The 21,107-nt window shown below is 56.6% G+C and carries 21 protein-coding genes and 1 pseudogene; 15 read left to right on the top strand and 7 right to left on the bottom strand.

All coding sequences use genetic code 11. From position 1 onward, the window contains the following. Positions 1-54 precede the first annotated feature (54 nt). The 3 genes from EBC_RS23000 to iolE are packed head-to-tail and all read left to right on the top strand — an operon-like array spanning position 55 to position 2,909. Positions 55-1,068 (top strand): Gfo/Idh/MocA family protein, encoded by a 1,014-nt coding sequence (locus EBC_RS23000; RefSeq protein ID WP_013204266.1) that lies wholly within the window; start codon positions 55-57, stop codon positions 1,066-1,068. A gap of 16 nt (positions 1,069-1,084) precedes the next feature. Continuing rightward, complete coding sequence (locus EBC_RS22995; RefSeq protein ID WP_013204265.1) at positions 1,085-1,969, top strand: sugar phosphate isomerase/epimerase family protein; 885 nt, start codon at positions 1,085-1,087, stop codon at positions 1,967-1,969. A 43-nt stretch (positions 1,970-2,012) separates the two neighbouring features. Further along, positions 2,013-2,909, top strand: coding sequence for a myo-inosose-2 dehydratase (gene iolE, locus EBC_RS22990; RefSeq protein WP_013204264.1), 897 nt, complete (start codon positions 2,013-2,015; stop codon positions 2,907-2,909). A 75-nt stretch (positions 2,910-2,984) separates the two neighbouring features. Here the strand turns inward: iolE and EBC_RS22985 are convergent, their stop codons facing one another. Both EBC_RS22985 and EBC_RS22980 read right to left on the bottom strand, forming a co-directional pair. Beyond that, positions 2,985-3,542, bottom strand: coding sequence for a DcrB family lipoprotein (locus EBC_RS22985; protein WP_013204263.1), 558 nt, complete (start codon positions 3,540-3,542; stop codon positions 2,985-2,987). A 98-nt stretch (positions 3,543-3,640) separates the two neighbouring features. Continuing rightward, a complete protein-coding gene (locus tag EBC_RS22980) occupies positions 3,641-4,306 on the bottom strand; it encodes a 7-cyano-7-deazaguanine/7-aminomethyl-7-deazaguanine transporter (protein WP_013204262.1) in 666 nt (221 codons plus the stop codon). A gap of 203 nt (positions 4,307-4,509) precedes the next feature. On the opposite strand from EBC_RS22980, the gene tusA reads away from it, so the two are divergent. Then, entirely contained in the window at positions 4,510-4,755 is a 246-nt protein-coding gene (gene tusA, locus EBC_RS22975; RefSeq protein WP_013204261.1) for a sulfurtransferase TusA, read from the top strand. 35 nt (positions 4,756-4,790) lie between these two features. Here tusA and EBC_RS22970 read toward each other — a convergent pair whose 3' ends face one another. Continuing rightward, on the bottom strand, positions 4,791-7,064 hold the full coding sequence (locus tag EBC_RS22970) for a zinc/cadmium/mercury/lead-transporting ATPase (RefSeq protein WP_013204259.1): 2,274 nt from the start codon (positions 7,062-7,064) through the stop codon (positions 4,791-4,793). Positions 7,065-7,157: 93 nt separating this feature from the next. Continuing rightward, positions 7,158-7,784, bottom strand: a complete 627-nt coding sequence (locus tag EBC_RS22965) for a lysoplasmalogenase (RefSeq protein WP_013204258.1) — start codon at positions 7,782-7,784, stop codon at positions 7,158-7,160. 152 nt (positions 7,785-7,936) lie between these two features. Between EBC_RS22965 and EBC_RS22960 the strand changes: the two genes are divergently transcribed. Further along, complete coding sequence (locus tag EBC_RS22960) at positions 7,937-8,281, top strand: DUF2500 domain-containing protein (RefSeq protein WP_013204257.1); 345 nt, start codon at positions 7,937-7,939, stop codon at positions 8,279-8,281. 57 nt (positions 8,282-8,338) lie between these two features. Here EBC_RS22960 and EBC_RS22955 read toward each other — a convergent pair whose 3' ends face one another. Both EBC_RS22955 and rsmD read right to left on the bottom strand, forming a co-directional pair. Continuing rightward, complete coding sequence (locus tag EBC_RS22955) at positions 8,339-8,608, bottom strand: DUF1145 family protein (RefSeq protein ID WP_041692150.1); 270 nt, start codon at positions 8,606-8,608, stop codon at positions 8,339-8,341. Then, positions 8,598-9,203: a 16S rRNA (guanine(966)-N(2))-methyltransferase gene (rsmD, locus tag EBC_RS22950; RefSeq protein ID WP_013204255.1), complete on the bottom strand. Its 606-nt coding sequence runs from the start codon at positions 9,201-9,203 to the stop codon at positions 8,598-8,600. The genes EBC_RS22955 and rsmD overlap by 11 nt, the downstream gene beginning before the upstream one ends. A gap of 165 nt (positions 9,204-9,368) precedes the next feature. Here rsmD and ftsY point away from each other — a divergent pair, with 165 nt between their 5' ends. The 4 genes from ftsY (at position 9,369) to rpoH (ending at position 13,707) form a co-directional block, all read left to right on the top strand. Next, entirely contained in the window at positions 9,369-10,934 is a 1,566-nt protein-coding gene (ftsY, locus tag EBC_RS22945) for a signal recognition particle-docking protein FtsY (RefSeq protein WP_013204254.1), read from the top strand. A gap of 5 nt (positions 10,935-10,939) precedes the next feature. Further along, complete coding sequence (gene ftsE / locus EBC_RS22940) at positions 10,940-11,605, top strand: cell division ATP-binding protein FtsE (RefSeq protein WP_013204253.1); 666 nt, start codon at positions 10,940-10,942, stop codon at positions 11,603-11,605. After that, positions 11,598-12,590, top strand: a complete 993-nt coding sequence (ftsX, locus tag EBC_RS22935) for a permease-like cell division protein FtsX (RefSeq protein ID WP_013204252.1) — start codon at positions 11,598-11,600, stop codon at positions 12,588-12,590. The genes ftsE and ftsX overlap by 8 nt, the downstream gene beginning before the upstream one ends. Positions 12,591-12,852: 262 nt before the next feature. Next, positions 12,853-13,707 (top strand): RNA polymerase sigma factor RpoH, encoded by an 855-nt coding sequence (rpoH, locus tag EBC_RS22930; RefSeq protein WP_013204251.1) that lies wholly within the window; start codon positions 12,853-12,855, stop codon positions 13,705-13,707. Between the two features lie 62 nt (positions 13,708-13,769). Here rpoH and panM read toward each other — a convergent pair whose 3' ends face one another. Next, positions 13,770-14,165 (bottom strand): aspartate 1-decarboxylase autocleavage activator PanM, encoded by a 396-nt coding sequence (gene panM / locus EBC_RS22925; RefSeq protein ID WP_013204250.1) that lies wholly within the window; start codon positions 14,163-14,165, stop codon positions 13,770-13,772. 387 nt (positions 14,166-14,552) lie between these two features. On the opposite strand from panM, the pseudogene EBC_RS22920 reads away from it, so the two are divergent. The 6 genes and pseudogenes from EBC_RS22920 to ugpB all read left to right on the top strand — a co-directional run bounded on the left by EBC_RS22920 (position 14,553) and on the right by ugpB (position 21,084). Continuing rightward, positions 14,553-15,669 (top strand): annotated as a pseudogene (locus tag EBC_RS22920) (branched-chain amino acid ABC transporter substrate-binding protein). 159 nt (positions 15,670-15,828) lie between these two features. Then, a complete protein-coding gene (gene livH, locus EBC_RS22915) occupies positions 15,829-16,755 on the top strand; it encodes a high-affinity branched-chain amino acid ABC transporter permease LivH (RefSeq protein WP_013204246.1) in 927 nt (308 codons plus the stop codon). After that, positions 16,752-18,026: a high-affinity branched-chain amino acid ABC transporter permease LivM gene (locus EBC_RS22910; RefSeq protein ID WP_013204245.1), complete on the top strand. Its 1,275-nt coding sequence runs from the start codon at positions 16,752-16,754 to the stop codon at positions 18,024-18,026. The genes livH and EBC_RS22910 overlap by 4 nt, the downstream gene beginning before the upstream one ends. Then, a complete protein-coding gene (gene livG / locus EBC_RS22905) occupies positions 18,023-18,790 on the top strand; it encodes a high-affinity branched-chain amino acid ABC transporter ATP-binding protein LivG (RefSeq protein WP_013204244.1) in 768 nt (255 codons plus the stop codon). The genes EBC_RS22910 and livG overlap by 4 nt, the downstream gene beginning before the upstream one ends. Before the next feature lies 1 nt (position 18,791). After that, complete coding sequence (gene livF / locus EBC_RS22900; RefSeq protein WP_013204243.1) at positions 18,792-19,502, top strand: high-affinity branched-chain amino acid ABC transporter ATP-binding protein LivF; 711 nt, start codon at positions 18,792-18,794, stop codon at positions 19,500-19,502. Between the two features lie 262 nt (positions 19,503-19,764). Then, the gene (ugpB, locus tag EBC_RS22895; protein ID WP_013204242.1) at positions 19,765-21,084 is read left to right on the top strand and encodes a sn-glycerol-3-phosphate ABC transporter substrate-binding protein UgpB; all 1,320 of its coding nucleotides are present in this window, start codon (positions 19,765-19,767) and stop codon (positions 21,082-21,084) included. Positions 21,085-21,107 lie beyond the last annotated feature (23 nt).

Below are 21,107 nucleotides of genomic sequence, written 5' to 3'. Positions count from 1 at the left end.
CAAATAACGGCCAGGTTGATGCCCGCGCTCTCCCCTACATATAAAGGATATTTTATGACTCTGAAACTTGGCGTAATCGGCACCGGTGCTATTGGTCAGGAACATATTCGTCGCTGTAGCAAAGTGCTGCAGGGCGCCAAAGTGGTTGCCGTCTCGGATATCAACATCGACGGCGCGAAAGGCATTGTCAGCCGGTTAGGTCTGGACGCGGAAGTGTATGCCAACGGCCACGATGTGATCGCCTCTTCGGAAGTCGATGCGATCATTGTGACGTCCTGGGACCCAACGCATGAAGAGTTCACCCTGGCGGCAGTTGCTGCGGGTAAGCCGGTGTTCTGCGAAAAGCCGCTGGCGCTGAGTGCTGAAGGTTGCCGCCGTATCGTGGATGCGGAAATCGCCCACGGCAAACGTCTGGTGCAGGTTGGCTTTATGCGTCCTTACGATGCTGGCTACCGCGCGTTGAAGAAAGTGATCACCGACGGTGACATTGGCGAGCCGCTGATGCTGCACTGTGCGCACCGTAACCCGACCGTACCGGAAAGCTACACCACCGATATGGCGATCACCAACACGCTGATCCACGAGCTGGACGTGCTGCGCTGGCTGACCGAAGACGACTACAAATCTGTGCAGGTGGTCTTCCCACGTTCGACCAAAAACACCCACGCAAAACTGCGCGATCCGCAGATTGTGCTGTTTGAAACCCATAAGGGCACCCGCATTGACGTGGAGATTTACGTCAACTGCGCTTACGGCTACGACATCCAGTGTGAAGTGGTCGGTGAAACCGGCATCGCCAAATTGCCAGAGCCGTCTTCTGTTCAGCTGCGCAAAGACGCCAAGCTGTCGAACACCATTCTGACCGACTGGAAAGACCGCTTTATTGATGCCTACGACGTTGAGCTGCAGGCCTTTATCAACGATGCCACCGCCGGAACCTTGCAGGGCCCGTCAGCATGGGACGGCTATGCCGCTTCCGTTGCCGCCGATGCCTGTTTGAAAGCGCAGGAAAGCGGCGCTATCGAGCCGGTTGAGCTGCCAGCGCGTCCAGCCTTCTACAACAAGTAGCTTCAGGGAGATCGCAATGAAAATCGCCTTTGACGTAGACGTCATCAGAGACATGGGCATTACCAAAATGGTTCATCAGGTGGCGGACTGGGGCTACAAGTACATTGAGCAGTCTCCGCACCCACAGATTAACCCGTTCTATAAGCATCCGAAGGCCAGCCGGGAGATCATCACCGAGTATAAAAACGCGCTGCGTGAAACCGGGCTGGAGATCTCGTCCTATATCGTGGTTTACCGCTGGTCCGGCCCGGACGAAGCGCGCCGTCAGGCGGCTGTCCGCAACTGGAAGCGCATGATTGAGATCGCGGTGGAAACCGGTGTACAGGTGATCAATACCGAGCTTTCCGGTACGCCGAACGAGCCGGAAATCTGCGAAGAGATGTTCTATCGCTCGATGGAAGAAATCTTGCCTATCGTTGAACGTGAAGGTATCCGTATCGAAATCCAGTCACATCCGTGGGATTTCTGCGAAGAGAATAACGAAACCGCCGATCTGGTGAAATCATTCCGCAGTGAGAACGTGAAGTACCTGTACAGCGTGCCGCACACCTTCTTCTATGACAAAGGAAAGGGCGATGTGAAGAGCATGCTGGAGTACGCCGGTGGCGATCTGTCCCACGTGCTGATCGCCGATACCATGAACCACACCAAGCATTGTCGCTACATCGTTAACCCGCCAGGCGTGGATGCCACCATTCACCAGCATGTGGGTGTCGGTGAAGGGGAGGTCGATTTCGACACCCTGTTCCAGACGCTGCGCGAAATGGATTTTGCCAACCGAACCTACAAAGTGGGCGGCGAGTCGATTATTGCCTCTTCGCTGTTCGGTTATCCGGAAAAAATGAACCGTCAGGCCGTGGAAACCCGCGAACTGATCGAGCGTGAGCTGCTGAGCAGATAACTTCTGGCAGCCTGCGCTGCCGTACCCCTTGCGAGAGAGTGCGATGAACAAAGATAACGTTAAGCTGGCAATAGCCCCGATTGGCTGGACCAACGATGATATGCCGGAGCTGGGTGCGGAAAATACCTTCCAGCAAATCGTCAGCGAAATGGCGCTGGCGGGATTTACCGGCAGTGAAGTGGGCAGCAAATACCCGCGCGATCCGGCGGTATTGAAGCCAATGCTGGATATTCGCGGCGTACAGATCTGCAACGCCTGGTTCAGCACTTTTTTTGCCAACGGCGATAAAGCGAAAACCATCGACGAATTTATCAACCACCGCGATTTCCTGCACGCGATGGGCGCGAAGGTGATCGGCTGTTCCGAGCAGAGTAAGAGCATTCAGGGCACCTCGCTTTCGGTGCTGGATGAGAAGCCTTACTTCACTGATGAAGAGTGGCAGCTGACGGCTGAAGGCTATAACGAGCTGGCGAAACTGGCGGCGGAGAAAGGCATGCAGGTCTGTCTGCATCACCATATGGGCACCGCCATCCAGACCACGGAAGAGATTGACCGCTTTATGGCGATCACCAATGACGACGTGTTCCTGCTGTTTGATACTGGCCATGCCTACTATTCGGAAGGCAGTCAGGCGAAGATGCTGGCGATCCTCGAAAAGTATCTGCCGCGCATCAACCATGTGCATCTGAAAGATGTGCGTGATGAGGTAGTCGCCGAGGTGAGAAGCCAGAAGCTCTCCTTCCTTGATGGCGTCAAGAAAGGCACCTTTACTGTGCCTGGCGATGGCGTGATCGACTTTACGCCGGTGTTTAAAATTCTGGACGAGTCGGGCTATAAAGGCTGGATGGTGGTGGAAGCCGAGCAGGATCCGGCGTTAGCCAATCCGTTTGAGTATGCGGTGAAAGCCAGAAAATATATCCGCGAGACCGCCGGCCTGTAACGGAGGCGGCAGTGAAATAAGAAAGCCCCTGACCAGCAAACTGGCAGGGGCTTTTTGTCATTCAAATAACGGCGATTATTTCAGCGCAATCGTTTTGATGATGTTCTCAGAGTCGGTCTGAGACTGCTGCTGGTTTTCTGCTGGCAGCGTAATCTGCATGGTCAGCAGTTTGCCATCCACCTTCGCCAGCACCACGGAAGACCAGGAAGACTGGTTCTTGGCGGAGATCACCGTATCCAGCTGCTGAGCAGGCTGACCGCTGATTTCAATCGCTTTATTGGTCACGACCTGCAGCTGAGGATCGCGGTTGCGCTGCTGCTGCTCAAGGCGGCCAGCCAGCACGTCCAGTCCATCGGTAGTCGCGTCGCCTTCAATCACGATAATCGCTTTCTGGCCGGTCGCATCAGCATAGACGTGCATATTATTGGCCTGGGTGCCGAGCTTGCCGCTCTGATCGGACATCCCGGCTGGCAGGGTGAAGCCCAGCTTGCCGTCCATCAGGGTGACGGCCTGGCTGCTCTGGCTGCTGCTGACGCCGTTATCATCCGCAGAGGCTTTGTCATCTTTGCCGTCGCAGGCGGTCAGTCCAACCACCAGTAAGCCGATACCGGCATATTTCAGTAAGTTACGCATCATGATCCCTTTTACGTTAGTCGTGTGCTGCTTTACAGCCCCTCATAAAATAGTAATCAGCGGGCAAAAGCAACTGTCGCTCTGTCACAGAATGCAGCTTAGCCGAAGTTAACCTGAGCGCGGTTCGATTTTTCCGCCAGACGCTTCAGCATGGCATTCAGCAACAGGCCGTAAGCCGGCAGGAAGAAAATCATGCAGATAAGCACCTTGAAGCTGTAATCCACCAGGGCGATCTCCACCCAGTTCTGCGCCATAAACGGATCGGGACTTTTGTAGAAGGCGATAAAGAAGAACGCCAGCGTATCACTGATATTGCCGAGGAACATCGCGGAGGCCGGGGCAATCCACCACTGCGGCAGCTGGCGCAGGCGGTTGAAGACGTGCACATCCAGCACCTGGCCCAACGCGTAGGCCATAAAGCTGGCGCAGGCGATGCGGGCAACGAACAGGTTGACGTTTTCTAATGCGGCAAAGCCCTGCCACTCACCCTGATAGAACAGCGCGGAGACGGCGTAGGAGATAAACAGTGCCGGGACCATCACCGCAAGGATGATGCGACGAGCCAGCGGCGCGCCAAAAATGCGCACGGTGAGATCGGTTGCCAGGAAGATAAACGGGAAGCTGAACGCGCCCCAGGTGGTGTGAAAACCGAAAATGGAGATCGGCAATTGCACCAGATAGTTACTGGAGGTGATCACCAGCACGTGGAAAAGGGACAGCCAAATCAACGCATGCGTGCGCTGACTATTCGAGAACGAAATCATCATATGACCTTTTTGAAGATTGGGGTGAGGGAACCCAATGAAAAATTGTGTCGCAATAGCGATTGCGCGGCATCTTACCGAAACAGAGTGCTATTGCAACGGTTAATTTTAGCGCAAACGTTATCGTCGCGGTACCCACTTGCACATGCAAAAGGTGAGGGTAAAATGAGCGCAGGTATTTCTTCCGTTTTAATGAGACTGCTATGAGCGATCTGTTCGCCAATCCCGATCAAACCCTCGATGCGATGGGCCTGCGCTGCCCGGAACCTGTAATGATGGTGCGTAAAACCGTGCGTCATATGCAGGAGGGCGAAACCCTGCTGATTATTGCCGACGATCCGGCCACCACGCGTGATATCCCCGGCTTCTGCCGTTTTATGGAACACCAGCTGGTGGCGCAGATGACCGAGCAGACACCCTATAAGTATCTGCTGAAGAAAGGGCTCTAAGCATCGGCCTCGGGCCCGGTTTTACGCGGAGCCACTCAGCGTTTGCGCAGCAGCCTTAACGCATTCGCGGTGACCAGCGCCGTCGCGCCGGAGTCTGCCAGTACCGCCAGCCACAGGCCGGTAATTCCCAGCAGCGTGGTCACCAGAAACACCCCTTTTAGCCCCAACGCAATGGTGATGTTTTGCCGGATATTGGCGTGCGTGGCCCTGGAGATACGGATCATCGTGGCCAGTCCGCCAAGCCGGTTGTGCGTCAGCGCCGCATCCGCCGTTTCCAGCGCGACATCGCTGCCGCTGCCCATCGCAATCCCGGTCGTCGCGGCTTTCATTGCCGGCGCATCGTTAATACCATCACCGACCATCGCCACCGGCTGCTGCTGATTCAGTTCGCCAATCGCGGTGACCTTATCGGCGGGCAACAAGCCTGCGCGGAAGTCGATGCCCAGCTCACCGGCGATCGCCGCAGCGGCGCGCGGATTGTCTCCGGTCAGCATCACCGCCTGAATATCCAGCGCTTTTAACTCCGCCAACGCGGCGGCGGCATCGGCACGCAGCGTGTCACGCAAGGCGATCAGCGCCGTTGGCTGATTCTCCTGCAACAGCACCACCACGGTGTTTCCTTCGGCTTCCAGCGCGCTCACCCGTTCCTGCTGTTCAGGGCTGAGCGTGCCTTGATCCAGCCTGGCGGGCGCGCTGATTAGCAGTGAGTGACCACTGACGATAGCCTCAACGCCGCTGCCGGCCAGCGCGCGTTGCGAGGTCGCCGCTGCCAGCGTTAAGCCACGCTGGCCAGCCAGCGCCACGATGGCTTTGGCTAAGGGATGCGACGAACCGGCTTCCACCGCTGCCGCTTTGGCCAGCAGGGAATCTTCACTCTCCTCTGCCAGTGGGATCAGCGCGGTGACCTGCGGTTTTCCTTCGGTCAGCGTGCCGGTTTTATCGAAGGCAAAGGTGCGGATGGCGTTCAGGCTCTCCAGCGCGGCACCGCCTTTAATTAACACACCCCGGCGGGATGCCGCCGCCAGCCCGGAGGTGATGGCCGCAGGCGTTGAAATCACTAATGCGCAAGGGCAACCAATCAGCAGCAGCGTCAGGCCTTTGTAGATCCACGGCTGCCAGTCGGCGGCGAACAGCAGCGGCGGGATCACCGCGACCAGCAGCGCCATCGCCATAATTACCGGCGTGTAGATGCGGCTAAAGCGGTCAAGGAAGCGCTCAATCGGTGCCCGGTTGGATTCGGCTTCTTCAATCAGATGCAGAATGCGGTCGATGGCACTTTCACCTGGTTTGGATATCACTTCTAACAGCACCTGGCGGTCCACGCTCAGGCAGCCTGCGGTAACCGCTTCGCCTTGCTGACGCTCGACCGGCACCGATTCGCCGGTTAATGCGCTTTCATCAAAGCTGGCAAACGGCGAGAGTAAACGCGCATCGGCGGGCAATCTCGCGCCGGCGGCCACTTCAATTCTGTCGCCGGGGCGCAGTTCACTGAGGGCAACCGTTTCACGCTTCTCCCCGCTCACCCGGACAGCTTCTTCCGGTTTCAGGGCCATTAAGGCGGTCACGCCACGGCGGGCGCGGCTGGCGGCAAAGGATTCCAGCCGTTCACCCAGCAGGAACAGCAGCAGCACCATCGCGGCTTCTGCGGTGGCGCCAATAAATAATGCACCGATGGCCGCGACGGTCATCAGGGTTTCAATGGCAAATGGGGTGCCGCTGCGGATCAAGCGCAGCGCGCTGCGGGCAATGGGCCAGGCACCGGCGAGGGTGGTCAGGGTGAAAGCGATTTGTCCGGCTTCAGGGCTGACAAGGTCGATCAGCCAACTGGCCAGCATCATCACGGCAAGCAGAATAATGGCGCGATTTTCCTGCCAGAAGCCCGGCGTGGCGGCGTCGGTTTTGACGGCATCGCTACGTTGCAGGGTGAAACCGGCCTGCTTCACCGCCGCTTCAACCTGCTGGCGGACGTCGCGATCGGCGTTCACGACCAGTTTTTCGGTGGCATACAGCACGCGAGCCGTATCGACTTCGCTAAGCTTGCTAACGGCGGTTTCAATTTTTCGTGCGCAGCTGGGGCAATCCATTCCGCTGATTATCCAGCTGAAACGTTCTGCGGAACCTCTCCTGTCGCTTTCCTCATCGGCATCGCTGCCTGAACCGCAGCCGGCTTCACTGCAACAGCTGGTTTCAGCGGTGACTGAGGTCATCATCGAGATTTTTTTGATGGTTGGGCGAGGTTTACTGCTGCAACCTTGCTGGCTGTGAGCATGGCGTTGGCCACAAGGGCAAGAAGATGAGTGCTGATGCATGGCGCCTCCTGATGGGCAACGGCGGGAAACGCTCCCGCCGATGACGCATCTTACACTCTGGAGTGGACTCCAGAGTCAAGGCTTTTACGGCGATTACAGATACAGCGAACGCACGATCATAAAGTGACCGGCAAAGTAGCAGGCGGCGACAATCGCCCGGTCAGAGGTGAACCGGCGACGATAGTGGCTGACAAGCCAGACGATATTGGCCAGCAGCAGCAGCGAAGTCCCCACCATCAGCGAGAAGCTGTAATCGGTTGGGCGGAAGAAATACTGCTCGGTGGTCAGCCAGACCATCAACAGGGTCATGCCGATAAAGGTGCAGATCGGCCAGCGCAGATCTTCCAGTCTGGACCAGATGGTGGCAATCAACAGCGCGCCTATCACCAGTACCGTCAGCGGGATCGGCCAGAAGAAGGTCAGCGTCATATGGCTGGCGAAGCACAGGGTATACAGCAGATGCGAAAGGAAAAATGCGCCAATCGCGTACAGCATGCGCCGGTTAGGTAACAGCGTCAGCGCATCGCCAATCAGCGTGGCCAGCAGGCCAAACAGGATCAGATAGTCGGTAGTGTTGAGGATCGGTGCCTGCCAGGCCAGCGCCAGCAGAAGCAGCAAGGTGACGGGCTTAAATACCCAGCGTTGCCATTGAGGCCCACGGTATGACGCATCCACGTAGAGCCAACCGGAAAAGAAAACTGCCAGAAACGACCAAATCATAATGTGTCCCTTTGTATTCAGATGCAAAACTCCACAATTCTGAATCTAGTCTAGGACAGAGCCCGACGATGTGACAATGGGAGGCGTCTGGTTGTATCCTTTCTGGCCGTGGGAATGATTGGCATTGCCTGATAAGGAGGAAGAAGAAAAATATGAAGGTCATTTTTTTCATCGTACTGGCTATCATCGCCGTGCTGGCGACGCGTCAGTTTATCAAGCAGCGGAGAGAAGTGGCGGTCAATGACGCTTCCCCGGTGCGCTCACTTCCCGCTGAGGTAAAAGCCAAGCGCGAGGTTCCGGTGCCGAACCGCCGTTCGCGTCAGCGTGAAGTGATCCCGGTTGAGGATAAGCGTTATGAAGCCTGGTTTCATCCGCTCAACGGTGCCGGGGATTTCAAACTGGTGCTGAAAGAGCAGGATTACCGGCAGATTGATCAGGGGGAAAAGGGACAGCTGAAGGTGCAGGGGACGCGGTTTATATCGTTTAGCGCGAATTAGTGGGCTTGCCGAAAAAGCATGGGGTTCCGCGCTTTTTCGGCTGGTTTTACCACTGCGTTACTTCTTCGGCAGGTATTTCTTCTGCCAGGCCAGCAGCTCAAACACGCCAAAAAAGAAAATCTTGGTTTGCATCAGGAAGCTAAGCTTCGGGGCATCTTTCGGCTGCGTAGCGCGCATCAGCACCAACTGCAGTCCGTGCATCACCACCATAAAGAACAGCGCCACATCAATAAAATACTTCAGCGGCTTGGGGAACGGATGCACCAGGTTAAGCAGTAAAAATGCCCAGACACAGACCATCAGCAGCCTGCCAATATTAATCATCATGGTTCGCTTCCTTCTTCGCGATCTGGCGGTGGTACAGGCGATAGGCCACCTGTCCGGCGATCTTTTCCCGATGCAGTTGCCAGCTTACCGGCACCGGCGGCAGGCCATGTTCCACTTCGCTCTCGACATAAATCAACGCGTTATTCGCCAGCCAGCCGTTGCTTTCCAGCTGTCCAAGGGTCTGTTCCAGCAATCCCTTACGGAACGGCGGATCAATAAACACCAGATCGTGAGGCTCACCGTTTTGCGCCAGAAATTGCAGTGTGTTGGTGTTGATCACCCGGCCGGTTTTGCAACCGAGCGTGGTCAGGTTCTTTTCTAACTGCTGCGCAACCGGGCGCTCCAGCTCTAACAGTGTGGCAGATGCGGCGTGACGTGACAGCGCTTCCAGCCCTAATGCACCGCTGCCCGCGAAGCAATCCAGGCAACGTGCGCCCTGAATATCGGGTGCGAGCCAGTTAAATAACGTTTCGCGGACGCGATCGGTGGTCGGTCGAAGCCCGGCGCTGTCCGGGACCGGTAATTTTCTGCCGCGCCACAGACCGCCAATAATGCGGATTTGTCCGGCGCCGCCGCTGCGGGGTTTTTTATTCATGCTGCTGAACTCTTCATAATTTGTTGCACAGTTTAACGGGCTTACCGGGCTGAGGAAACGTAAAAAGGGTGCTGTGTTGCGTTAGCAGGAAAGTGTTAGACTAGGGGATTAAGTCAATTTTCAACGACCTGACAGATTTTTCCCCGCGAGGAGTGTGGTTGCACCATGGCAAAAAATAAAAAACGTGGCTTTTTTTCCTGGCTGGGATTAGGGCGTGAAGAGCAGGCGCCGCAGGAAGAGATAAAAGAGACGTTAGAGGAACAGCAGCCCGCTGACGAGACGTCAACGGATGCCGCCACGCCCGCAAAAACCGAGGCAGAGCAGCGCGCCGAAGCGACGGTCAACGTCACTGAAAATGTGGCCCACGATCAGGCCGCACATCCGGAAGCTTACCGTGAACCTGCCGCTGAGCCGCAGCCTGAAGCGAAACCTCAGCCGGAAGAGCTGGCGGTAATTACGCCCGCGCCGCTGGAAGCGTTTTTGCCGGAAGACGACGCGCGCGTTCAGCCCGAGCCGGAAGAAGAGGTGTTACCGGAACAGCTGGCGGTGGTTCAGCCAGAGCCGGAAGAAGAACTTCTGCCGGAAGAGATAGCGATTGTTCATCCTGAGCCCGAAGAAGTGGCTATCATCGCGCCCGTGCCGGAAGAGATTGCTGAAATCGCACCGGACGATGAGATCCTGCCTGAAGAGCTCGAAGCGCTGGCGTTAGCGGCTGACGCAGAGCCGGAGGTGATTGAGGAAGAAGAATCCATCGCCGCCGCGTTAGCGAAAGTGGAGCAGTCAGAGCAGGCCGAGCAGCAGCGTCCGACGAAAGAAGGTTTCTTTGCCCGCCTGAAGCGCAGCCTGGTGAAAACCCGCCAGAATCTGGGCTCCGGCTTTATCGGCCTGTTCCGCGGCAAAAAGATTGATGACGATCTGTTTGAAGAGCTGGAAGAACAGCTGCTGATTGCCGACGTTGGCGTGGAAACCACCCGCCGCATTATCAAAAACCTGACGCAGCAGGCGAACCGTAAACAGCTGCGTGATGCCGAAGCGCTTTATGGCCTGTTGAAGCAGGAAATGTCAGAGATCCTGGCTAAAGTGGAAGAGCCACTGGACGTCACCGGCAAAACGCCGTTTGTGATCCTGATGGTGGGCGTCAATGGCGTCGGCAAAACCACCACCATCGGTAAACTGGCGCGCCAGTATCAGGCCGAAGGCAAATCTGTGATGCTGGCGGCGGGCGATACCTTCCGTGCCGCGGCGGTTGAGCAGCTGCAGGTGTGGGGCCAGCGTAACAATATTCCGGTGATCGCCCAGCAGACCGGGTCGGATTCAGCCTCGGTGATTTTCGATGCGATTCAGGCCGCTAAGGCGCGTAACGTTGACGTGCTGATTGCCGATACTGCCGGTCGCCTGCAGAACAAATCGCACCTGATGGAAGAGCTGAAGAAAATCACCCGCGTGATGAAAAAGCTCGACGATCAAGCGCCGCACGAAGTGATGCTGACCATCGATGCCAGCACCGGTCAGAATGCCATCAGTCAGACTAAGCTGTTCCACGAAGCGGTGGGTCTGACCGGGATTACCCTGACCAAGCTGGATGGCACCGCAAAAGGCGGCGTGATCTTCTCCGTAGCCGATCAGTTCTCCATCCCGATCCGCTATATCGGCGTGGGTGAAGGCATTGAAGATTTACGCGCGTTTAAAGCTGACGATTTTATAGAGGCACTTTTTGCCCGAGAGGACTAATTAGGATGATTCGCTTTGAAGAAGTCAGTAAGGCTTATCTCGGCGGTCGGCAAGCGCTTCAGGGGGTAGATTTCCATCTGCGTCCGGGAGAAATGGCGTTTCTGACCGGACATTCCGGGGCAGGGAAAAGTACCTTGCTGAAGCTTATTTGTGGCATCGAGCGGCCAAGCGCCGGTCAGATCTGGTTTGGCGGCCACGATATCAGCCGCCTGAAAAGCAGCGAAGTGCCGTTTTTACGCCGCCAGATTGGCATGATTTTCCAGGATCACCATCTGCTGATGGATCGATCTGTGTATGACAACGTGGCAATCCCGTTGATCATTGCCGGTGCCAGCGGCGAAGATATTCGCCGCCGCGTGTCGGCCGCGCTGGATAAAGTCGGCCTGCTGGATAAAGCCAAAAGCTATCCGATTCAGTTGTCGGGCGGTGAGCAGCAGCGTGTGGGCATCGCCCGTGCGGTGGTGAACAAACCTGCGGTGCTGCTGGCCGATGAACCGACCGGTAACCTCGACGACGCGCTGTCGGAAGACATCCTGCGTCTGTTTGAAGAATTTAACCGGGTTGGCGTCACCGTTCTGATGGCAACCCACGACCGGGCCTTGATCGCCCGCCGTAACTACCGCCTGATGAGCCTGAATCAGGGACGTTTGCACGGAGGCCAGGGTGGTTAATAAACGCAATTCCCGGGCGCCTGCGCCCAAAGCCGCGAAGCAGAAGCAGCCTTCCAAAAGCAAAGCGCTGAAGGGCGGCTGGCAGGAGCAGTGGCGTTATGCGCTGCGCGGCACCTTATCTGATATGTGGCGTCAGCCGCTGGCGACGTTACTGACGGTGATGGTTATCGCCATCTCCCTGACTCTGCCAAGCGTCTGCTATATGGTGTGGAAAAACGTCAACCAGGCGGCGGCACAGTGGTATCCGGCACCGCAGCTAACGGTCTATCTCAGCAAAACGCTGGATGACGATGCCGCTGAAGGTGTTGTCAGCCAGCTGAAGAAAGAAGATGGCGTCGACAAGGTGAACTACCTGTCGCGCGAAGAAGCGATGGGCGAGTTCCGTAACTGGTCTGGCTTTGGCGGGGCAATGGATATGCTTGAGCAGAATCCGCTGCCTGCGGTGGCAATTATTACGCCGAAGCTCAACTTCCAGAATGACAACACCATGACCAACCTGCGCGACCGCGTGTCAAAAGTGCAGGGCGTGGATGAAGTGAAGATGGACGACAGTTGGTTTGCCCGTCTGGCGGCGCTGACCGGGCTGGTGGGGCAGGTGGCGGCGATGATCGGCGTGCTGATGATTGTGGCGGTGTTCCTGGTGATCGGCAACAGCGTGCGGCTGAGCATCTTTGCCCGGCGCGATACCATCAACGTGCAGAAGCTGATCGGTGCAACGGATGGTTTTATCCTGCGTCCGTTCCTCTACGGTGGTGCGCTGTTAGGATTCGCCGGTGCGCTGCTGTCGCTGATCCTGTCGGAAGTGCTGGTGTTCCGTCTGGAGTCCGTTGTGACACAGGTGGCGGCGGTGTTTGGCACCACCTTCAACCTGACCGGACTGGCATGGGATGAGAGCCTGCTGTTGCTGCTGGTATCGGCGATGATTGGCTGGATAGCCGCCTGGCTGGCGACCGTACAACATTTACGTCGATTTACGCCGCAGTAACCCCTTTACACGTTTTTTGTTATAATCTTCCTCTGTTGCATGAGTAATGTGCTTCAGAGGAAGTCATCAGTTTGTCACTTCCTCCTGCTATACTCTTCCTGCCCAGACGGTGTGTACTTTATTCACCGACGATAGTGAACTTGTGGATAACTTTGACGTCGAAGTAGCACAGATTGCTTTTAATTCTGGCTGCCGTTCACGTACTCTTGTGGACTGTGCAGGGAATTGCGCGGCATTATTGTTAAATACAGAGAGGGTTTGAATGACCAAAGAAATGCAAACTTTAGCTATTGCTCCTTTAGGCAACCTGGATTCTTACATCCGGGCCGCCAATGTCTGGCCTATGCTGACGGCAGAAGAGGAAAAAGCGTTGGCTGAACGGCTGCATTACCAGGGCGATCTGGAAGCAGCTAAAACGCTGATCCTGTCTCACCTGCGCTTTGTTGTTCATGTCGCTCGTAACTATTCGGGCTACGGTCTGCCGCAGGCTGACCTGATTCAGGAAGGTAATATCGGCCTGATGAAAGCGGTTCGCCGCTTTAACCCGGAAGTCGGCGTGCGTCTGGTCTCCTTTGCGGTGCACTGGATTAAAGCTGAGATCCACGAATACGTCCTGCGTAACTGGCGTATCGTGAAGGTCGCCACCACTAAAGCACAGCGCAAGCTGTTCTTTAACCTGCGTAAAGCCAAGCAGCGTTTAGGCTGGTTTAACCAGGAAGAAGTGGAAATGGTTGCCCGTGAACTGGGTGTCACCAGCAAAGACGTGCTGGAGATGGAGTCGCGTATGGCGGCCCAGGACATGACCTTCGATCCGACACCGGATGATGAAGGTGAAGGCCGCTCAATGGCGCCTATGCTCTACCTGCAGGATAAGTCGTCTGACTTTGCCGATGGCATTGAGGAAGACAACTGGGAATCCCACGCGGCTGATAAACTCAGCGATGCGATGCAGGGTCTTGATGAGCGTAGCCAGAATATCATCCGTGCCCGCTGGCTGGACGATGACAACAAAACCACGCTGCAGGAACTCGCCGATCAATACGGCGTTTCAGCAGAGCGTGTGCGTCAGCTGGAAAAGAACGCGATGAAAAAACTGCGTGTCGCTATCGAAGCGTAATCCATGCGGTAACAAAAAAAGGGCGACTTCGGTCGCCCTTTTTGTTTTTCTCAGTCAGCCCGTTATTGCGCCAGAAAGCCCCAGCCGCCGACCTGGGCAATAAAGCCGGCCTGTCGCATAAACGCGGCCATCACCTCACGATCCTCAACCTGACGGTCCGCAATCCACCACTGCACAATCCCCGGATTCTGCGCCAGCAAATCATTCAGTAAGTAACTGCCCACGCCGCGCCGGCGCGTCACCTCTCGCACCATGAAATCCTGCAGCTCGCCCTGCGTGCCGAGGATCGACGCGTTGACTGCCGCCAGCAGGCGGTCGTTGAATTTGGCGGCCCAAAGCTGCTGATGTTCATCCAGCGAAGCTTCAAGCGCAACAAGGTCAGCCTCTGGCCAGATTTTCGCCAGATCCAGGCGGTCCTGATCGGTGAAATTTTGCAATCTGATGATGGTCAATTTCATGACGAATACCGAACGAGTACGAAAGGCATATTGTAGCGAATTTAGCCAAAGAAGGGCGCTTAACTTTTCCCCGGCGAAAACGGAGTATTCTGTTTAGTGCGACGCGCTAACCCAGCGTGAAAGCTTATCGCCGAACTATTAATCAGCATAAAAGACTGCCATTCTGCTGAAAAAGCCACCGTTGCCACCAGCGTTTTATCCTGCGGGACCTGGGTATTTCTGAATGTGTCAGTTGATTTACAGCAGAATATTCCTGTTTAATAACCTGAAAATTAAAGCCTTATTTATAAAAATCGCCGCGTATTCCGATAACTCTCTCTTTCTTCAGCGTTTTATCTGGGATCCAGCGGCAATAAAACAGCAATCACAACAGATGGGGTAGTTCGGATGAAAATCAGTAAAGGTAGCGCGTTCCTGGCAGGTTGTGTGGCACTGGCGATGAGCCACGCGGCCATGGCGAAAGACATTAAAGTGGCCATTGTTGGCGCGATGTCCGGCCCGGTAGCGCAGTATGGTGATATGGAGTTCACCGGTGCCAAGCAGGCGATTGCCGACATCAATGCCAAAGGCGGCGTGAACGGTGACAAACTGGTTGGCGTGGAATATGACGATGCCTGCGATCCAAAACAGGCGGTGGCCGTTGCCAACAAAGTGATCAATGACGGTATCCGTTATGTTATTGGCCACCTCTGCTCGTCTTCTACTCAGCCTGCTTCCGACATCTATGAAGATGAAGGTGTGCTGATGATCACCCCGGCGGCAACCAACGCCGATCTGACCACCCGTGGTTACAAGATGATTCATGCGTACCACCGGTCTGGATTCCGACCAGGGCCCAACTGCCGCCACCTATATCCTGAAAGAGATCAAGCCTCAGCGCATCGCGGTCATCCATGACAAGCAGCAGTACGGTGAAGGCCTGGCGCGTTCCGTGCAGGCCAGCCTGAAAAAATCAGGCGGCAACGTGGTGATGTTTGAAGGTATCACCGCGGGCGACAAAGATTTCTCCACGCTGGTGGCACGCCTGAAGAAAGAGAACGTCGACTTCGTCTACTTTGGCGGTTACTACCCGGAGATGGGCCAGATGCTGCGTCAGGCACGTGCTGCCGGCCTGAAGACCCAGTTTATGGGACCAGAAGGCGTGGGCAACTCCTCGCTGTCTAACATCGCAGGTGCTGCGTCTGAAGGCATGCTGGTGACCTTGCCGAAGCGTTACGACCAGGTGCCAGCTAACAAACCGATTGTTGATGCGCTGAAAGCGAAGAAGCTGGATTCAACCGGCCCATTCGTCTGGACCACCTACGCAGCACTGCAGGCGCTGACCACCGGGATGGAGCGCAGCAAAAGTGCTGAGCCAGCCGATATCGCTAAAAATCTGAAGGAAGGCGCAGCGGTGCCAACGGTGATGGGCGACCTGAACTGGGATGAGAAGGGCGATCTGAAAGGCTTTGAATTCGGCATCTTCAAATGGCACGCGGACGGTTCTTCTACCGCAGTGAAATAAATCAGCCATACTTTCCCGGCGGCAGGGGCTGTCCGGGGAAGGCTGACAGCGGTGAAGACGACCGAACAGGTCGTCGGTAACAGTAAACGTCTGGTGAGGGTTCCCGGGCGTTTTTTTCCATTCTCTCCGCCCGTGCGGAAAGAAGTAAGGTAGCAAGGTATGTCCGAGCAGTTTCTCTATTTCCTGCAGCAAATGTTCAACGGCGTAACGTTGGGCAGCACCTACGCGCTGATAGCCATTGGTTACACCATGGTCTACGGCATTATCGGCATGATCAACTTCGCCCATGGCGAGGTCTATATGATCGGCAGCTACGTCTCCTTTATTGTGATTGCGGCCCTGATGATGATGGGCATCGATGTCAGCTGGATGCTGATCGGTGCCGGCTTTATCGTCGCGATTGTGATTGCCAGCGCCTACGGCTGGAGCATTGAGCGCGTGGCCTATAAGCCGGTGCGATCCTCCAAGCGCCTGATCGCGCTGATCTCGGCCATCGGGATGTCGATCTTCTTACAAAACTACGTCAGCCTGACGCAAGGCTCCCGCGATCTTGCGTTGCCAAGCCTGATCACCGGGCAGTGGACGCTGGGCGAGAGCAACGGCTTCTCCGCCACTATCTCCACCATGCAGGTGGTGATCTGGGTGGTGACCTTCCTGTCGATGCTGGCACTGACGCTGTTTATCCGCTATTCCCGCATGGGACGCGCCTGTCGCGCCTGTGCTGAAGACCTGAAAATGGCCAGCCTGCTGGGCATTAACACCGACCGTGTTATCTCGCTGACCTTTGTTATCGGCGCGGCCATGGCGGCGGTTGCCGGCGTGTTGCTCGGCCAGTTCTACGGCGTGATTAACCCGTACATTGGCTTTATGGCGGGGATGAAGGCGTTTACCGCTGCTGTCCTTGGCGGCATCGGCAGTATTCCCGGCGCGATGCTGGGCGGCCTGATCCTCGGCATCGCTGAAGCGCTGACCTCTGCTTATCTCAGTACCGAATACAAAGACGTGGTCTCTTTTGCGCTGCTGATTGTGGTGCTGCTGGTAATGCCTACCGGTATTCTCGGCCGTCCGGAGGTTGAGAAAGTATGAAACATCTCAACCTGGTTAACGCCGTTGCCTCCGCGCTGATGCTGGTGCTGCTGGCGGCCTTCTTTATGGGCATGCGCCTCGACCTCGACGGCACGCATCTGGTGGTGAATAACGCCGGTCGCGTCCGCTGGAACTGGATTGCACTGGGCGCGGCGGTGGTGTTCCTGTTCCAGCTGCTGCGTCCTTTGCTGCAAAAAAGCCTGAAAAAAATCTCCGGCCCGGCGATGGTTCTGCCGGGTATTGACGGCTCCACGCCGAAGCAAAAGCTGGTGCTGCTGGTAATGATCATTGCCGCCGTGGCCTGGCCATTTATCGTCTCACGCGGCACGGTGGATATCGCCACGCTGACGCTGATCTACGTGATGCTCGGGCTTGGCCTGAACGTGGTGGTCGGCCTTTCCGGTCTGCTGGTGCTGGGCTACGGCGGATTCTATGCCGTTGGCGCCTATACCTTTGCCTTGCTGAATCACTACTACGGCCTGAGCTTCTGGGAGTGTCTGCCGCTGGCCGGTCTGGTGGCGGCGATGTTTGGCCTGCTGCTCGGCTTCCCGGTATTGCGGCTGCGCGGTGACTATCTGGCGATTGTGACGCTCGGCTTCGGCGAAATCGTGCGTATTCTGCTGCTGAACAACACCGAAATTACCGGTGGCCCGAACGGCATCAGCCAGATCCCAAAACCGTCGCTGTTTGGTCTGGAGTTTAACCGCAGCGTGCGCGACGGCGGATGGGACACCTTCCATAACTTCTTCGGCCTGAAGTACGATCCCAGCGACCGCATTATCTTCCTGTATATGGTGGCGTTGCTGCTGGTGATCATCACGCTGTTTGTGATTAACCGCCTGCTGCGGATGCCGCTGGGACGGGCCTGGGAAGCGCTGCGTGAAGACGAAATTGCCTGCCGCTCGCTGGGCCTGAGCCCAACGCGCATCAAGCTGACCGCCTTCACCATCAGTGCGGCCTTTGCCGGCTTTGCCGGTAGCCTGTTTGCCGCACGCCAGGGCTTTGTCAGCCCGGAATCGTTCACCTTTGCCGAGTCGGCGTTCGTGCTGGCAATTGTGGTACTGGGCGGCATGGGATCGCAGTTTGCGGTGATCCTCGCTGCGGTGCTGCTGGTGGTTTCCCGCGAGCTGATGCGTGATTTGAATGAGTACAGCATGCTGGTGCTCGGCGGTCTGATGGTGCTGATGATGATCTGGCGGCCACAGGGTCTGCTGCCGATGAAGCGTCCGCATCTGAAGTTGAAGACGGTAGAAAAAGGAGAGCAGCCATGACACAGCCTTTGTTGGCCGTAAAAGGCCTGATGATGCGCTTTGGCGGCCTGCTTGCCGTTAATAACGTTGAGCTGGAGCTGCGCCCGCAGGAGATCGTGTCATTAATCGGCCCGAACGGCGCCGGGAAAACCACCGTCTTTAACTGTCTGACCGGTTTCTACCGGCCGACGGGCGGCAGCATCATGCTGCGCGACAAGGATATCGCGGGCCAGCCGGGGCAAAAAATTGCCCGGATGGGCATTGTCCGTACTTTCCAGCACGTGCGCTTGTTCCGCGAAATGACGGTGATTGAGAACCTGCTGGTGGCGCAGCATCAGCATCTGAAAAGCGGCGTGTTTGCCGGTTTGCTGAAAACGCCGGCCTTCCGTAAAGCCGAAAGCGACGCGCTGGATCGTGCCGCCACCTGGCTGGATCGCGTGGGGCTGCTGGAAATGGCTAACCGTCAGGCGGGCAACCTGGCCTACGGTCAGCAGCGTCGTCTGGAAATCGCCCGTTGTATGGTCACCCGGCCGGAAATCCTGATGCTGGATGAGCCAGCCGCCGGGCTGAACCCGAAAGAAACCCACGAGCTTGATGAGCTGATTGCCGAACTGCGCAGCCAGCACAACGTCTCGGTACTGTTGATTGAACATGATATGAAACTGGTTATGGGCATTTCTGACCGCATTTATGTAGTGAATCAGGGCACGCCGCTGGCAAACGGCACGCCGGAGCAGATCCGCAACAATCCGGACGTGATCCGCGCCTATCTGGGAGAAGCCTGATATGAATCCGATGCTCTCTCTCGAGAACGTCAGCGCCCATTACGGCAAAATTCAGGCGTTGCATAACGTCAGTCTGCATATCAATCAGGGCGAGATTGTCACCCTGATTGGGGCCAACGGCGCGGGTAAAACCACTATCCTTGGCACCTTGTGTGGTGAGCCGCGCGCGACGCAGGGATCGATTACCTTCGACGGTAAAGCGATCACAGAATGGCAAACCGCGCGCATCATGCGTGAAGCCATTGCCATTGTGCCGGAAGGGCGCCGCGTGTTTTCACGGATGACGGTGGAAGAGAACCTGGCGATGGGCGGCTTTTTCGCCGAGCGTCAGCAGTATCAGACCCGCATCAAGCGCGTATATGAGCTGTTCCCACGCCTGTACGAGCGCCGCGTTCAGCGTGCCGGCACCATGTCCGGCGGTGAGCAACAGATGCTGGCGATTGGCCGGGCGTTGATGAGCCAGCCGCGCCTGCTGCTGCTGGATGAGCCCTCGTTAGGCCTGGCGCCGATCATTATCCAGCAGATATTCGACACCATCGAGCAGCTGCGTCAGGAAGGGATGACCATCTTCCTGGTGGAGCAGAACGCTAACCAGGCGCTGAAGCTGGCCGATCGCGGTTATGTGTTAGAAAACGGCCATGTGGTGCTGGAGGATACCGGCGACGCCTTGCTGGCGAACGAAGCGGTGCGCAGTGCCTATCTCGGCGGCTAATGTGTTGTAAACCCGGCGGTTTCAAGGCCGCCAGGCCCGCCGCCTGCGGGCGAAGTCGGGGTGACAGGGCGGGATTTTCCCCGCCCTTTTTTGTGCCCGTCAGCGCAAAAAAGGCGGTAATTCACTCGCCTCGTGCGTCACCTGCCTGTCACCTTTCCGTCATAAACCCGTTATCTTTCCGTCATTTTCCCGTGTCATGTTACTTCCCGAACAATAAGAATGCGCGATATCGCGCGATTGACTCCGGGCACAGGATACCGATATGACATCGTTCTCATTTCGTAAAACCGCACTTTGCATGGTACTGGGACTGACCTTCAGCGGTCACGCACTGGCTGCCACCGAGATCCCTTTCTGGCATTCGATGGAAGGCGAACTGGGTGTGGAAGTAAATTCTCTGGCACAACGCTTTAATGAGTCTCACCCAGATTACAAAATCGTGCCGACCTACAAAGGCAACTACGAACAGAGCTTGGCGGCCGGGATTGCCGCCGTGCGTTCAGGTAAAGCGCCGGCTATTTTGCAGGTTTACGAAGTGGGTACCGCCACCATGATGGCTTCTAAAGCGATCGTGCCGGTCTACGATGTGTTCAAAAATGCCGGCGTGGCCTTCGATGAGAAGCAGTTCGTGCCGACCGTGGCGGGCTACTACAGCGACGCCAGTGGTCACCTGATTTCTCAGCCGTTTAACAGCTCGACGCCGGTGCTGTATTACAACAAAGACGCCTTCAAAAAAGCCGGTCTGAACCCGGATCAGCCGCCGAAAACCTGGCAGGATCTGGAAAAGGACGCCGCTGCGCTGCGTAAAGCGGGCATGACCTGTGGCTACGCCAGTGGCTGGCAGGGATGGATACAGATTGAGAACTTCAGCGCCTGGCATGCACTGCCGGTCGCCACCCAAAACAACGGTTTTGACGGCACCGATACCGTGCTGGAATTCAACAAGCCGACGCAGGTTCGTCATATCCAGATGCTCGAAGATATGAACAAGAAAGGCGATTTCACCTACTTCGGCCGTAAAGATGAATCCACCGCCAAGTTCTACAACGGCGATTGTGGCATCACCACCGCGTCTTCAGGCTCGCTGGCGGATATCCGTCATTACGCCAAATTTAACTACGGCGTCGGCATGATGCCGTACGACGCCACCGTCCCTGACGCCCCGCAGAACGCCATCATCGGCGGCGCGAGCCTGTGGGTGATGAAAGGCAAAGACGCCAGCACCTACAAAGGCGTGGCCGAGTTTATGGCCTTCCTGGCACAGCCGGATATCGCCGCTGAATGGCACCAGAAAACCGGCTACCTGCCGATCACCACCGCTGCCTATGAGCTGACCCGCAAACAAGGGTTTTACGATAAAAATCCCGGCGCGGACATCGCCACGCGTCAGATGCTGAACAAGCCACCGTTAGCGTTCACCAAAGGGATGCGTCTGGGCAACATGCCGCAGATCCGTACCGTTGTCGACGAAGAGCTGGAAGGCGTCTGGACCGGTAAGAAAACGCCGCAGGCGGCGCTGGATAACGCGGTGACCCGTGGCAATCTGCTGCTGCGCCGCTTTGAGCAGACGGCTAAGCAATAACGCTTCGCCCACAGGGGCTGCAT

This window comes from Erwinia billingiae Eb661 (assembly GCF_000196615.1).
Classification (GTDB): domain Bacteria; phylum Pseudomonadota; class Gammaproteobacteria; order Enterobacterales; family Enterobacteriaceae; genus Erwinia; species Erwinia billingiae.
This window is presented reverse-complemented; position numbering and strand designations above follow the sequence as displayed.